Origin of the sequence: Burkholderia sp. SIMBA_062 (assembly GCF_046534765.1) — a bacterium.
Lineage (GTDB): Bacteria > Pseudomonadota > Gammaproteobacteria > Burkholderiales > Burkholderiaceae > Burkholderia > Burkholderia ambifaria.
Genome location: NZ_JAWRYD010000025.1, coordinates 1 through 13,401 on the forward strand (window position 1 = coordinate 1; position 13,401 = coordinate 13,401).

The 13,401-nt window shown below is 67.4% G+C and carries 15 protein-coding genes; 8 read left to right on the plus strand and 7 right to left on the minus strand.

Annotated elements, in window-relative coordinates:
- On the plus strand, nt 1-422 hold a 422-nt coding region (locus SB786_RS24515; RefSeq protein ID WP_410729741.1), incomplete at its 5' end, for an integrase core domain-containing protein.
- Nucleotides 423-470: 48 nt separating this feature from the next.
- On the opposite strand, the gene SB786_RS24520 is transcribed toward SB786_RS24515, so the two are convergent.
- Together SB786_RS24520 and SB786_RS24525 are read right to left on the minus strand one after the other, a co-directional pair.
- Nucleotides 471-1,847 (minus strand): ATP-binding protein, encoded by a 1,377-nt coding sequence (locus SB786_RS24520; protein ID WP_410729742.1) that lies wholly within the window; start codon nt 1,845-1,847, stop codon nt 471-473.
- Nucleotides 1,844-2,506 (minus strand): response regulator, encoded by a 663-nt coding sequence (locus tag SB786_RS24525; RefSeq protein ID WP_006753954.1) that lies wholly within the window; start codon nt 2,504-2,506, stop codon nt 1,844-1,846. The genes SB786_RS24520 and SB786_RS24525 overlap by 4 nt, the downstream gene beginning before the upstream one ends.
- Before the next feature lie 225 nt (nt 2,507-2,731).
- Here SB786_RS24525 and SB786_RS24530 point away from each other — a divergent pair, with 225 nt between their 5' ends.
- From SB786_RS24530 to SB786_RS24550, 5 genes are all read left to right on the plus strand, one after another.
- On the plus strand, nt 2,732-3,085 hold the full coding sequence (locus SB786_RS24530; protein ID WP_410729743.1) for a NirD/YgiW/YdeI family stress tolerance protein: 354 nt from the start codon (nt 2,732-2,734) through the stop codon (nt 3,083-3,085).
- 55 nt (nt 3,086-3,140) lie between these two features.
- Nucleotides 3,141-4,001 carry a MurR/RpiR family transcriptional regulator gene (locus SB786_RS24535; protein ID WP_410729744.1) on the plus strand — a complete coding sequence of 287 codons (861 nt, stop codon included), beginning with the start codon at nt 3,141-3,143 and terminating at the stop codon, nt 3,999-4,001.
- A 288-nt stretch (nt 4,002-4,289) separates the two neighbouring features.
- A complete protein-coding gene (locus SB786_RS24540) occupies nt 4,290-5,144 on the plus strand; it encodes an oxaloacetate decarboxylase (protein WP_410729745.1) in 855 nt (284 codons plus the stop codon).
- Nucleotides 5,145-5,484: 340 nt separating this feature from the next.
- On the plus strand, nt 5,485-5,748 hold the full coding sequence (locus SB786_RS24545) for a YodC family protein (protein ID WP_006758168.1): 264 nt from the start codon (nt 5,485-5,487) through the stop codon (nt 5,746-5,748).
- Nucleotides 5,749-5,923: 175 nt separating this feature from the next.
- Nucleotides 5,924-7,105 carry a cytochrome P450 gene (locus SB786_RS24550; RefSeq protein ID WP_410729746.1) on the plus strand — a complete coding sequence of 394 codons (1,182 nt, stop codon included), beginning with the start codon at nt 5,924-5,926 and terminating at the stop codon, nt 7,103-7,105.
- A 15-nt stretch (nt 7,106-7,120) separates the two neighbouring features.
- Here the strand turns inward: SB786_RS24550 and SB786_RS24555 are convergent, their stop codons facing one another.
- Entirely contained in the window at nt 7,121-7,450 is a 330-nt protein-coding gene (locus SB786_RS24555; RefSeq protein ID WP_410729747.1) for a superinfection immunity protein, read from the minus strand.
- A 90-nt stretch (nt 7,451-7,540) separates the two neighbouring features.
- Nucleotides 7,541-7,960, minus strand: a complete 420-nt coding sequence (locus tag SB786_RS24560; RefSeq protein ID WP_410729748.1) for a rhodanese-like domain-containing protein — start codon at nt 7,958-7,960, stop codon at nt 7,541-7,543.
- 110 nt (nt 7,961-8,070) lie between these two features.
- Between SB786_RS24560 and ftrA the strand changes: the two genes are divergently transcribed.
- A complete protein-coding gene (ftrA, locus tag SB786_RS24565) occupies nt 8,071-9,045 on the plus strand; it encodes a transcriptional regulator FtrA (protein ID WP_410729749.1) in 975 nt (324 codons plus the stop codon).
- 19 nt (nt 9,046-9,064) lie between these two features.
- On the opposite strand, the gene SB786_RS24570 is transcribed toward ftrA, so the two are convergent.
- Together SB786_RS24570 and SB786_RS24575 are read right to left on the minus strand one after the other, a co-directional pair.
- Nucleotides 9,065-9,904 carry a DUF1460 domain-containing protein gene (locus tag SB786_RS24570; RefSeq protein ID WP_410729750.1) on the minus strand — a complete coding sequence of 280 codons (840 nt, stop codon included), beginning with the start codon at nt 9,902-9,904 and terminating at the stop codon, nt 9,065-9,067.
- A 155-nt stretch (nt 9,905-10,059) separates the two neighbouring features.
- Nucleotides 10,060-10,197 carry a hypothetical protein gene (locus SB786_RS24575; protein ID WP_410729751.1) on the minus strand — a complete coding sequence of 46 codons (138 nt, stop codon included), beginning with the start codon at nt 10,195-10,197 and terminating at the stop codon, nt 10,060-10,062.
- 69 nt (nt 10,198-10,266) lie between these two features.
- On the opposite strand from SB786_RS24575, the gene SB786_RS24580 reads away from it, so the two are divergent.
- On the plus strand, nt 10,267-10,995 hold the full coding sequence (locus SB786_RS24580) for a hypothetical protein (protein WP_410729752.1): 729 nt from the start codon (nt 10,267-10,269) through the stop codon (nt 10,993-10,995).
- A 66-nt stretch (nt 10,996-11,061) separates the two neighbouring features.
- Here the strand turns inward: SB786_RS24580 and SB786_RS24585 are convergent, their stop codons facing one another.
- On the minus strand, nt 11,062-13,401 hold the full coding sequence (locus SB786_RS24585; protein WP_410729753.1) for an Orn/Lys/Arg decarboxylase N-terminal domain-containing protein: 2,340 nt from the start codon (nt 13,399-13,401) through the stop codon (nt 11,062-11,064).

A 13,401-nucleotide genomic window follows, 5' to 3' on the forward strand; every position in this document is an offset into this window, starting at 1 on the left:
TGGCCATCGAGGTTGATACTTCATTGCCGGGCCTACGCGTGCAGCAAGTGCTTGAGCGGCTCAAGGAGATGCGAGGCTTACCCGCATCCATCACGGTCGACAACGGGCCGGAGTTCGCTGGTAAGGTGCTAGATGCCTGGGCCTACGAAGCAGGCGTCACGCTGTCGTTCATTCGACCCGGCAAGCCGGTGGAGAATGCCTATATCGAGAGCTTCAACGGGCGGTTCCGAGATGAATGCCTGAACGAGCACTGGTTCGTCTCAATGCGCCACGCCAAGCAGTTGATTGAGGAATGGCGCATCGAGTACAACACCGAGCGGCCTCATAGTTCCCTCGGCTACCTGACGCCTGCGCAGTTCGTGCGGGCGCACGACGCGAAGCAGCAGTTTTTAACCTCGGACTCTAACTGCAGTTCGGACTAAAACCGGGGCAGGTCACAATCTGTGGACAAGCCGCGGATCGGGCGTGCGTCAGGCCGGCACGGGAAAGCGCACCGTCACGGTCAGCCCGCGCCCGCCTTGCGTCGTGCCGAGCGCGACCGTCGCGCGATGCTGTTCGGCGATCCGCTTGACGATCGACAGCCCGAGTCCGCTGCCCGACGCCGTGACGGCCTGCGCGCCTTCGCCGCGATAGAAGCGCTCCCAGACTTCCGTGCGCTCGGCCTCCGGGATGCCGGGCCCGTCGTCGGCGACTTCGAGCACGGGCGTGGCGCCGTCGACGCGCGCGGACACGTCGACGCGCGCGCCGTCGCCCGCATAGCGAATCGCATTGTCGACGAGGTTGTTCAGCAGTACGCGCAACGTATCGATATTGCCGGTGGCCATCACCGGCGACGACACGATCGCGCCGAGGTCGATCCGGTGCGCATCGGCGACGCGCGCGCGATCGGCGACCACCGAGCGGCACAGCGCGGCGAGATCGACGGGCGTGGATGCCGACGCGCCCGCCTGCGCATCGGGTTCGAGGCGCGCGAGCGTCAGCAACTGCTCGGCGAGGTGGCCAAGGCGGGTCGTGCCCGCGTGGATCTGCGCGAGGATCTGCTCGCGTTCGTCGGAGCTCGCCGCGCGCCGCAGCAATTGCGACTGGATCGACAGCCCCATGATCGGCGTGCGCAATTCGTGCGCGGCATCGGCGATGAAGTGGCGCTGCAGCGTGAACGAGCGGTCGAGCCGCGCGAGCAGGTCGTTGATCGCTTCGGCGAGCGGCCGGACCTCGTTCGGCATCGACGCGATGTCGACCGGTTCCAGATTGTTCGCATTCCTGCGCTTCAGGCCCGATGCGATCGTGCGCAGCGGCCGCAGCCCCGCGCCGATACCGAACCACAGCCCGATCGCGAGCACCGGCAGCATCGAGAACACCGGCCACAGCAAATGCACCGCGATGCCCGCGATCGCTTCCCAGCGCGCATGGCGCGCCTGCGCGAGCCGGATCGTCGTGCCGCCGCGTTCGGTCACATAGGTGCGCCACGGCTGGCCGCCGACGTCGATGCTCGCGACGCCCGTCTGCGCGGGCGGCGGCAGCGCGGACTCGCGATCGGTCGAGTAGACCAGTGTGCCGTTGCGCCAGACCTGCAGCAGCACGGCGTCGGGATCGCTGGCCTCGAAGTCGTGCTTGCCGTCGCCATGGTCGCGAAACGACAGCTCGCCGTTCGGGCCGACGACGATCTGCTTCGACATGCTGCGCATCTGGTCGTCGAGGAGATCGTCGAGCTCGCGCAGCGCTCCCCAGTAGGTGCCCGCGCTCGCGACCAGTCCGATCACGCATGCGGCGGGCAGCAGCCACATCAACAGGCGCCGCCGCAGCGACGCGCTGCGCCAGCGCTCGATCGCGTGTCGCACGCGCATCATGCGCCGTCACCGATCCGGTAGCCGACGCCGCGCACCGTGCGGATCATGTCGTGGCCGAGTTTCTTGCGCAGGTTGTGAATGTGCACCTGCACCGCGTTGCTTTCGATTTCCTCGCCCCAACTGTACAGCCGTTCCTCGAACTGTTCGCGCGAGATCACCGCGCCGGGGTCGCGCATCAGTTCGTGCAGCAGCACGAATTCCTTCGGCGACAGCGTGACTTCGTCGTCGTTGAGCCAGACCAGGTGCTTGACCGGATCGAGCCGCAGCGGGCCGATCGCGAGCGTCGTTTGCGCGCGCCCCGCATGGCGGCGGTTGACCGCGCGGATGCGGGCGAGCAGCTCCTCGAGCACGAACGGCTTGACGAGGTAGTCGTCGGCGCCGCTGTCGAGGCCGGCGATGCGGTCCGGCACGCCGTCGCGCGCGGTGATGATGATCGCGGGCAGCGTTTCGTCGCGGCGGCGCAGCGACGCGAGCACCGACAGGCCGTCGCGGTTCGGCAGCCCGAGATCGAGCAGCAGGAGGCCATAGGCGGTCGAGCGCAGCGCGAGCGACGCGGCGTCGCCGTCCTTGACCCAGTCGACCGCGAAGCCTTCCTGTTTGAGGCCCTGTTCGAGCCCGCTGCCGATCAGCGGATCGTCCTCGACGAGCAGTACGCGCATGGATTCATGTCTGTTGGCGGGCACGGGCGCCCGGGGTGTTCATCATAAGCGCAGGTGTCTTAGGTCGAGCTTAAACGGGGGTGGCGGCCGCGCTTTCGTACGCGTCCTATGCGGCGCCGTGTCGCGCCGGCACGGCCTTCAGGCTCGCTTAATCTTACGGTCCGTAATCTTGGGCCGTCGCGTTCAACGGAGCGCGGCGTCCCATCAAGCAAGAGGATCGCAATCATGAAATACCTGGCCAGAATTCTGACGGTCGCGCTCGCGGTGCTGCCGGCCGCCGTCCACGCGCAGTACACCGGGCCGTCCGCGCTGACGACCACCACCGTGAAGGAACTCCTCGCGAACGGCAAGGACGATCAGCACGTGCAGTTGCAGGGGCGCATCGTCAAGCACGTCGGCGGCGAGGATTACGAGTTCGCCGACACGACCGGCACGATTCGCGTCGAGATCGATCACAAGCTGTGGGCGGCCGGCCAGCCCGTCAGCGACAAGAACGAAGTGAAGCTGACCGGCGAGTTCGAGCGCAAATGGTCGGGCCGTGTGAAGGTCGATGCCGACCACGTGGAAGTGCTGCGCTGAGCGGTGCGCGCGGGGCCGGTGATACCATGGGTGTCCGGTTCCCGTTCTCACCCAGATGGCTGCCAATTTCGATGAACTCGCGTCCCGTATCCGGGCGCAATTTTCCGAACTGAGCCCGCAATTCCAGGCGGGCGCTGCATTTCTGCTCGATCACCCCGACGAGGTCGCCACTTCGTCGATGCGCAAGGTCGCGCAGCGCGCGCAGGTTCAACCCGCGTCGCTCGTGCGGCTCGCGCAGCAATTCGGTTTCCCCGGCTGGAACGAGTTGCGCGACCTGTGCGTCGCGCGTGTGCGCACGCGTCCCGAGCCGCTCACGCAGCGTGCGCGTTCGCTCGTGCGGCCCGACGCGAAGGCGTCGCTCGCGCATGATCTGCTGGCCGCCCAGCAACACAATCTCGCCGCCACCGCCGCGCAGAACGAGCACGCGCTCGCCGACGCGGCGAAGCTGATCCGCAAGGCATCGCACGTGCACGTCGCGGGATTCCGGTCGTGCTATCCGGTCGCGTTCGGTTTCGTGTACGGCTACCGGCTGTTCCGGCCGACCGTGTCGCTGCTCAACGGCGTCGCCGGCTCGCTCGAGATGGAGTTGCGCACCATCGCGAAGCAGAGCGCGACCGTGATCGTCAGTTTCGCGCCGTATTCGGCGGAAGCGACGCGCGTTGCGCAGGCGGCGAAGGCGCAGGGCAGCAAGGTCGTCGCGATCACCGACAGCGCGGTGTCGCCGATCGCGCTGCATGCGGACGCGCAGTTGATCTTCACGCACGACAGCCCGTCGTTCTTTCCGTCGCTGGTCGCCGCGCATGCGATGACCGAAGCGCTGGTCGCGCAGTTGCTCGCGCTCGAAGGCAGCGATGCGGTCGCGGCGCTCGAGCGCACCGAAGCGGAACTGCATGCGAAGGGCGCGTATGTCGTGTAGCCGTGCACGCGGTTGTCACGGTGCATCGCTCGACCCGTTCGACGTTCAGGTGCGGCCGTTCTCATTCCGCGAGAAGCGCGGTGATGTCCGCTTCGGCGCACGGCCGGCTGTCCGGCCGCGCAGTCGCGCATTTTCCTGACGACAGCGCCCGGTTCCTGAGCGGCGGCGTGACCGGCGGTGCACCGCGCACGCGAGGTCCTGCCATCCACATCGACATTTCACCGCGGCGCGAACCGTCGCGGTACAGCGCGCGCCTATGCTGGTATCTCCCGTTCCAAGGAGGCAGCGATGTCCGATTCCAACGTGCAGTTCCGCCACGCCGAAGCCTTCCGTGCACTGCATACGCGCCCCGACGCCTTCATCATCCCGAACCCGTGGGATGCCGGTTCCGCCCGGCTGCTCGCGATGGCTGGCTTCGACGCGCTCGCCACCACGAGCGCCGGTTTCGCCTATTCGAGAGGGCGGCCCGACAACGCGATCGGCCGTGACGAAATGCTCGGCCACATCGCCGAGATCGTCGCGGCGGGCGGCCTGCCGGTCAGCGCCGATCTCGAGAACGGCTTCGGCGACGCGCCCGACACGGTCGCCGAGACGATCCGCCTCGCGGCCGGCGCCGGCGCGGTGGGCGGCTCGATCGAGGATGCGACCGGCCGCGCCGACACGCCGATCTATCCGCACGACGCGGCAGTCGAGCGCATCGCGGCGGCGGTCGACGCGGCGCGCGCGCTGCCGTTTCCGTTCACGCTGACCGCGCGCTGCGAGAACTACCTGCACGGCCGGCGCGACCTCGCCGATACGATCGCGCGGCTGGTCGCGTACCGCGACGCGGGGGCCGACGTGCTGTACGCGCCAGGGCTGATCGGCGCCGACGACATCGCGGCGGTCACGCGCGCGGTCGGTGCGCCAGTCAATGTCGTGATGGGGCTGCAGGGCGGGTTGCTGAGCCTCGATGCGCTCGCGGCGCTCGGCGTGAAGCGTGTCAGCGTCGGCGGCGCACTGGCGCGGACCGCGCTCGGCGCGTTCCTGCGTGCCGCGACGGAAATGGCGCGCGACGGCACATTTACGTTCGCGCAGGCGGCGGTGTCGGGGCGCGACCTCGATCGCTGGTTTTCGGCGCCCGATAATGCACATATTCAATTTTGACTATGACAACCGATAAAACGTGGGAACGTTTTCAGCCGAAAATCGATTGACTGTAATCAACCGAAATCGCGACTGATTTAATGTCGCGATGACGTCGAAAAGTACATCGTTTATTCTCCGCCTTCCGGTCGGTCTACCGTAGCCGGCGCAAGCCGCGCCGGTTATGGGTGCCAGATGCCTGCCAGGCGTACCGATGCCACGTATTGTTGCGATTTTCCGAGCGATAATTTTTTTGGTTTGGGGAGTTGCCGGTTATTTTTAGCATTGGTAATCTGCGGCATATCCGAGGCAGCGGTCGGCAGGCCGCTGGAAAATGAATATATAAAAAATCGAGAGAGCGATGACAATCCGAGAAAATCACCGCGGCTTTCGCGTGGGCGATGTCGTGACGCTGAAAACCGGCGGCCCACGCATGACCGTCACCTATGCCGGGCCGGTCGTGTTCGACGATGCCGACTGGCTGATTTGCCAGTGGTTCGACGAGAACGGCCACTTCCGGCAGGAAATGTTTCACCACGAGACGGTGGTGGCCGAGCCGCGCGCGATTTCCGCCGGGCGCGTCCGTCTGCGGATGCAGGCCCACCGCTACCGGTCGGCGGCCTGACGCCGCAGCTCGCCGCAGCCGGCCGAATCCCGCCGCATTTGTTACGGCGCGGCGCCGCTTGCCGCCCGCATGTCGCCGTGCCGCGGCGGCCGCACACTGCCGGCCCCCCGCGGCAACCTCGACATTTCACGTCAACCGGAAACGTGCGGCGGCCCGGCGAGCCGATACTTCACGCATGAACCCGACCGATCCGATTGCCGCGGTGACACACCGCGATCCCTATCCCTACTACGCGACGCTGGTCGACGGCCCCCCGCTCGCGTTCGACGCCACGCTCGGCCTGTGGGTCGCGAGCCGGGCGGCGAGCGTGACGGCCGTGCTCGGCCATCCGGCATGTCGCGTCAGGCCGCTCGATACGCCGGTGCCGCCCGCGTTGCGCGGCACGACGGCAGGCGCGCTGTTCGGCGAGCTGGTGCGCATGAACGACGGCGCATTGCGGCACGACGTGCCGAAGCAGGCGCTGCGCGCGGCGTTCGCGCCGATTGACGCAAGCGCGTTGCGCGAGCGTGCCGCACAGCTGGCCGGCAGTCGCCTGCGCGCGCCGTATGACGCGGATGCATTGAACGCGTGGTGTCTGTCGGTGCCCGTTTGCGCGGTCGCCGATCTGCTCGGTTTCGACGATACGCAGCTCGATGACATCGCCGCACTGGTGGTCGACATCGTCGCCGCGCTGTCGCCGCTGTCCGACGACGCGGCGCTGGCTCGCGCGAGCGAAGCCGCGCGGCAACTGCTCGAGCGGATGACGGAGCGCGTCGCACGCACCCGTGCGCAGGACGGCTCGTGGGTCGCGGCGATTCAGCAGGGGGCCGGTGCCGCGGGCTGGCACGCGAGCGGTGCGCTCGTCGCGAATCTCGTCGGGCTGCTATCGCAGACGTGCGAGGCCACGGCCGCGTGGCTCGGCAATGTGCTGGTTGCATGGGACGGCACGACGGACGACGCGGCCGGTGGCGAACGCAAGATGCCGGACGCCGCAGCGCTCGATGCATTCGTCGCCGAGGTCGGGCGATTCGATTCGCCGGTGCAGAACACGCGCCGCTTCGTCGCGTCGCGCACGACGATCGACGGAGTGACCGTCGATGCCGGTGCGGCCATCCTGGTCCTGCTGGCGGCCGCGAACCGCGATCCGGCCGTGCATCGCGAGCCGCATCGGCTGCTGCCGGGCCGCGCGCCGGCGCCGAACTTCGGGTTCGGCACGGGGCCGCATGGCTGCCCGGGCGAGCGAATCGCGCGGGCGGTCACGGTCGGGGCATTCGGGGCATGGTTGCGCGCGGGCGGCGACGCGCCGCGCGACGGGCTGGTATGGGACTACCGGGCCTCGACCAACGTCAGGATGCCGAAGTTCGGCCCGGCAAGGTAAGCGGAATAGCGGGGCTTAGCGGGGGCAACCTTGCTTCTCGGCCCATTGCTCCTGGGCGGCGACGCGGCGCTGCACGCGTTCGACGAGACCGGTCGAGAAGGTCCGCATGCTGCTGCCGCGGCGCTTCGCGAGGATGGTTTGCGCGACGTCGGTCTGCGGGTTCGGCTGGCAGGCCCAGTACAGCGTCATCAGCCAGCCGATGCCCGTCCACGCGAACAGGGCGTTGAACATCGCGATCATCAGCTTGTCGTGCCGGCCGCGCCGGTCGGCGATGACGGCAGGGAGAAAATAGAGCGCGATCGCTGCGACCGAACCGGCCATCTGAATCAGGACTGCGTGTTGCATGTTGCTGCTCCGTCCGAACTGCAATGAGGCTGATTGTCGCGCTTTTTCCGGTTGTGTGCTGGCAATTGATTGTTGCGTTTTTAGTGACGATCAGCGCGCGGCGACATCCTTCAGTCCCGCATCGTTGCTCAGCGCGAAACCTTCGTCGAGCCAGCCGGTGACGCCGCCGATCATCAGCTTCACGGGGCGGCCGAGGCGCGCGAGCCGGATCGCCGCACGCGCGGCACCGTTGCAGTGCGGGCCTGCGCAGTACACGACGAACAGCGTGTCGGCCGGATGCTCGGCAAGCTTGCCGGCGACGATCTTGCGGTGCGGCAGGTTACGTGCGCCTGGCACGTGGCCGGCGGAAAACAGGTCCGGGCTGCGGACATCCAGCAGCACGAAATCGGGCGCGCCGGACGCGAGTGCGTCGTGCACATCCCAGCAATCGGTCTCGAAGCGCAGCGACGCTTCGAAATGCGCGAGGGCGGCGGCGCTGTCGGCGGCGGGTACGTCGGTGACGTATGACATGAAAGGGCTCCATCGGGACCGCGCGGAATGCGCCGCAATGAAGGGCAGTATCGCGGTTCGCCGGCTTTTCCGTCAGTGGCGCGATCGACAAGTTCCGGTAACATCGCGCCATGCAAAATCATCTCGTCGTCGCGCTCGCCTACGATCGCCTCTGCACCTTCGAATTCGGCTGCGTGGTCGAACTGTTCGCGCTCGAGCGCCCGGAACTCGGTGTCGACTGGTATCGCTTCGCGGTGTGCGCGAGCGAGCCGGGGCCCGTGCGCGCGGCGGGCGGCATCACGGTCGCCGCGCCGTACCGGCTTGCGACACTCGATCGCGCGGACACCATCGTGATTCCCGGCTGGCGCGATCCGGACGAACTGCCGCCGGAACCGTTGCTGAAGAAGCTGCGTGCCGCGCATCGCCGCGGCGCGCGGCTCTGTTCGATCTGCTCGGGCGTGTTCGTGCTCGCGGCGGCCGGCGTGCTCGACGGGCTGACCGTGACGACGCACTGGCGTTACGCCGAGCGCCTGCAGGCGCGCTATCCGGCGCTGCGCGTGAATCCCGACGCGCTCTATGTCGACGAAGGGCAGATCGTCACGTCGGCTGGCTCGGCCGCGGGGCTCGACATGCTGCTGCATCTCGTGCGCCGCGATCATGGCGGGGCGATCGCGAACCGCGTCGCGCAGCGCCTCGTGCTGCCGCCGCATCGCGATGGCGGCCAGGCGCAGTTCGTGCCGCGCCCGGTCGCGCCGGGCGGCGGCGACCGCCTCGCGAAGCTGATCGACTGGATGCGCGCGCATGCGGCCGACCCGCACACGCTCGCATCGCTGGCCGCGCAGGCCGCGATGAGCACGCGCACGCTGCAGCGGCAGTTCGCGGATGCGACGGGGATGTCGCCGCTCATGTGGCTGATCCGCGAGCGCGTGAATATCGCGAAGGACATGCTCGAAACACATCCCGCGCTGTCGCTCGCGCAGATTGCCGCGCGCTCGGGGTTCGGTTCCGAGGAATCGCTGCGCCGGCATTTCCGGCGCGTCGCGGCAACGAGCCCCGCCGCGTACCGGCGCGGGATGGATCGCGGCGATCGCGCGCAGGAGGCTTGAGCGCGGGGCGCCGTGTCGCTCAGGTGCGCGGCCTCAGCACCACGATGCCCGGCGTGTTCTTCACATACTCGAGAAACGGCGAATCGACGACCTTCATGTTGGCTTTCTTCGACGACGCGTTGCGCAGCATCGGCCCGTCGCTTGTCGCGACGAAGAAGCCGACGTGCGTGACGTCGAGGCCGTCCGCCTTCGCGTAGATGCCGATGTAATCGCCGGTCCGAAGCCGGCTGACGACATAGTCGTCGACGAATTCGCTCGGGATATGAGCGACGTCCCGCCGGACCACCGGCAGTCCAGGCACGTAGGCGCCGCCGTCGGCTTTCCTGTTGAGTTCCTTCGTGACCGTGACGGCGCGGGGGCTGAGCGCGGTTGTCACGTCATCGGCCAGCACCGCCGGCCGGTTGGCCCAGTCCGTGAAGAAATGGCGGCGGTGCTGGAAGTCGATGTCGCCGTTCACGTAGCGCGTCCGGGCGAGACGATCGGCGTAGTCGACTCTTGTCACGGCCTTTCTCGCTGCTTCGACATAGTCGAGATAAGTGAAGCAATCGAGTCCGCTGAAGTCGATCACGAGTTGTTCCGGCGTGGTCGCGCTCCCCTTGAGCATGCCGTCCCGATAAGGGGTGCCGAGAAATTCGCGCGACAACGTCTCGATGAGCTGTCCGGTGCCGCTGTCCGGATGCGTGGCGCGGAGTGCCAGTAGCGCGTCCAGTTTGACGGAGGTCGCTTCGTTCAAGTTCGCGAGCGCAGTTTGTTGCTGGGTCGGCTGAGTGGACGAAACGGACGTATCGTTGCCGCACCCCACTAATACGAGGGCCATCATGAGCGGCGCCATCTTTCTGAAATGCCCTTCAATTTTCACGGTTGGGTATGCCTCGAATGATGTTGTTTGTCGTGGCCGGTTGACCTGCGTCGAGCAGATCCGCAAGAAGCCAACCCGGATGTGAGCGGCTGGGCCCAGCCGCCGCAGCACGATAAGGCGTGACTGAATGCGCGTCACAATACCTCAAAGAATTCTCAATATTTCTCAATATTGTCGTGCGGAGAGGGTGACACGATCCCGGCGATGAACGTGCCGCGGGCCGGCTTCGCGGCCGCGCACTTCTTGCCGACTTCGAGCGCGCGTAAGATGGCGGTCGCCGTGCGGCGATCCACGCATGTCGCGCATTGCGCGCCGCTGCAGGAAGCCGCCATCGATCCCTCACAACGACAAGGACAATCACCATGGGCCTGCTGGGAAAGCTGTTCGGAAAGAAACCGCGTGACGAAGCGGCATCGCCCGCGCCTTCGGCGCAAGCGTCTGATGCGCCGGAAGCAACCGACGCCGCCGGGCAGGACGGCCCCGACATCGCACCGGAACTCGCGTCCGCGCTGCAGGCATTCCAGGCCGGCCGGCACGAAGCCGCGATCGCGGCCGCCGCGCCGCATGCGGAGCGGCTCGCCGATGGCGCGCGGCTGTGTGCGCTGTCGTACTCGGCGATGAAGCGTCACCCGGAAGCGTTTCCGTACTGGCTCGCGCTGTTCGATCACGAGCCGAGCGCGCACAACGCGGTGCAGCTCGCGACGACATCCGTGATGTGCGACGAAGTGGAGCGCGGCGAAGCGTGGCTGCAGAAGGCCGCCGAGGTCAATCACGACACGCACGAGCAGTCGGATGTCGCCGCGCGCGTGAACTTCATCTCCGCGCTGATGCAAAGCGGCCATCTGCGCGAGGCGCTGCCGCATCTCGCATGGGTGCGCGACGTGTACGGCCACGTGCGCATCACCGACTCGACCTTCCTCCACCTGCGCGGCATTCCGTTCTTTTCTTCATTCCTCGAGAACAGTCTCGAGATCCTGAAGGCCACGCAGCCGGCCGACGCGATCGCGCCATGGTACGGCGAACTGAAGGGCAAGCTCGATGAAGACGGCGAAGCGCAGCTTGCCGCATGGGTCGGGCGGCTGCCGGCATAACCGGCGGCTCACCCTGCGTCGCGATGCCGGCCGCGGGTTGCCGGCACGGCGTCGCGACGCACACGCTCAGCACGTGTTGGTCTTGCGATCGACGTGCCGGATGCAGGCGATCCGGTACACGCCGTCCTCGACTTCGACGCCGTGCGTATCGTGCGTGAAGCCGGGGAAGCGCAGGTCGAAATGCTCGAGCGCCTTCAGGTAGCCGAGCAGCGGCCCGTCGGCCGGCCCCGCGTTCTCGCCGGGCATCAGCAGCGGAATGCCGGGCGGATAGGGCACGACGCCCGTCGCGACGGTGCGGCCCGCCATCTCCGACAGCTCCAGCATCTCGATGTCGTTGTGCACGAGATGCTCGAACGCCTCGGCCGGGCTGAAGTCGGGCTGCGGCAGCGTCGAGAAGCCGCGCGACATCATCTCGGTCGTCTTCAGGTCGCTCATTGCGCTGAACATCAGGTCGCACAGCTCGCGCAGGCCGAGCTTGCCGTAGCGGTCCGGATAGCGCGCGACGAGGTCCGGCAGCGCCTGTTCGAGCGGCGCGTTCGCGTCGTAGTCGCGCTTGAAATCGAGCAGCGTGTTGACGAGCGTGCCCCACTTGCCCTTCGTCACGCCGAGCGAGAACAGGAACAGGATCGTGAAGTCGGTCGTTTTCTCGACGACGATCCCGTGGCGGTCCAGATACGCGGTGACGACCGACGCCGGAATGCCGACCGGCATCAGGCCGCCGTGCGGCGCGACGCCCGGCGTGACGATCGATACCTTGATCGGGTCGAGCATGCAGTAGTCGTCCTCGATCTCGCCGAAGCCGTGCCACGTGTCGCCCGGATGCAGCACCCAGCACGACGGATCGGTGGCGAGCAGCGTTTCGTCCGCTTCATGGAAGCGCACGCGGCGGCCCGTCTTGCGGTCGACCACGGTGTCCGGCTGCCAGCCGTTGAAGAACCAGTCGTTGTTCTCCTCGCATTCCGCATGCAGCCGCGCGATCATCCGGCGGAACGACACAGCCTCGCGGATCGCGTCGGTCGTCAGCGCCTCGCCGCCGGGGCCATCCATCATCGCGGCGCTCACGTCGTTCGACGCGATGATCGCGTAGTTCGGCGACGTCGACGCGTGCATCATGTACGCCTCGTTGAAGCGCGCGTGCTCGATCGGGTTGCGGCCGTTGCGGACATGGATGAACGACGCCTGCGACAGCGCGGCGAGCAGCTTGTGCGTCGACTGTGTCGCGAACACGGTCGGCTTGCTCGCGTCGTGCTGCGACGGATCGCCGTGCATCGCGTGACGGTCGCGGTAGATCGGGTTGAAGCGCGCATAGCCGTACCAGGCTTCGTCGAAATGCAGCCGGTCGACGCTCTGGCCGAGCAGTTCCTCGACGCGCGCGACGTTGTAGCAGAGGCCGTCGTAGGTCGAGTTCGTGATCAGCGCATGCACGGGCGTCGGATCGATGCCGTCGCGGCCGCGCACCAGCGGATTCGCGTCGACCGCGAGGCGCACGGCGGCGGCCGTGAGCCGTTCCGGCATGATCGGCCCGATGATCCCGTAATGATTGCGCGACGGGATCAGGTAGGTCGGGATCGCGCCGGACATCGTCATCGCATGCTCGGCCGACTTGTGGCAGTTGCGGTCGCACAGCGCGACCTGGTTGCGCGTGACGCTCGCCATCAGGATCACGCGGTTCGACATCGACGAGCCGTTCGTCACGTGATACGTGCGGTGCGCGCCGAACACGCGGGCCGCGTAGCGTTCGCTTTCGCCGATCGGGCCCGAGTGGTCGAGCAGCGAGCCGAGTTCGCCGACCGAGATCGACAGGTCCGAGCGGAACAGCGCTTCGCCGAAGAATTCGAAGTACGCGCGGCCGACCGGCGATTTCAGGAACGCGGTGCCGCCCGTGTGGCCCGGCGTGTGCCACGAGTATTCGTACACGCGCGAGAACTGCGCGAGTGCGCGGAACATCGGCGGCAGCACGGTCTCGCGATAGCGTTCGATCGCGGCGACGATTCGCCCGCCGATGAACGCGGTGGTGTCCTCCAGCATCCAGATGAAGTCGTCGGCCTTGCGCATCGCGTCGACCGGAATCGCGGCCGCGCTCGCGCGGCTCGCGAGCAGGAACACCGGCACCGTCGCATTGCGCGCGCGCAGCGCGTCGAGCACGCTCTGCGCGGGCGCATGACCGGGATCGTCGCCCAGCTCCCAGTTGAGCAGCAGGCACTGGATCGCGGGATCGGCGTCGACCACCGCGCGCGCGTCTTCGGCGGACGTCGCGATCGCGACGTCGACGAGCCGGGCGCGCAATTCTTCGGCGAGGGCGGAGGCTGCGCGCCCGGTGGCCGTGCGTTCGTCGATGTCGTGCTGCACGAGCAGCGCCTTCATGCCGAGGCGGCGGAACGCCGGTTGGGTCAAGGTAGCGGTCAT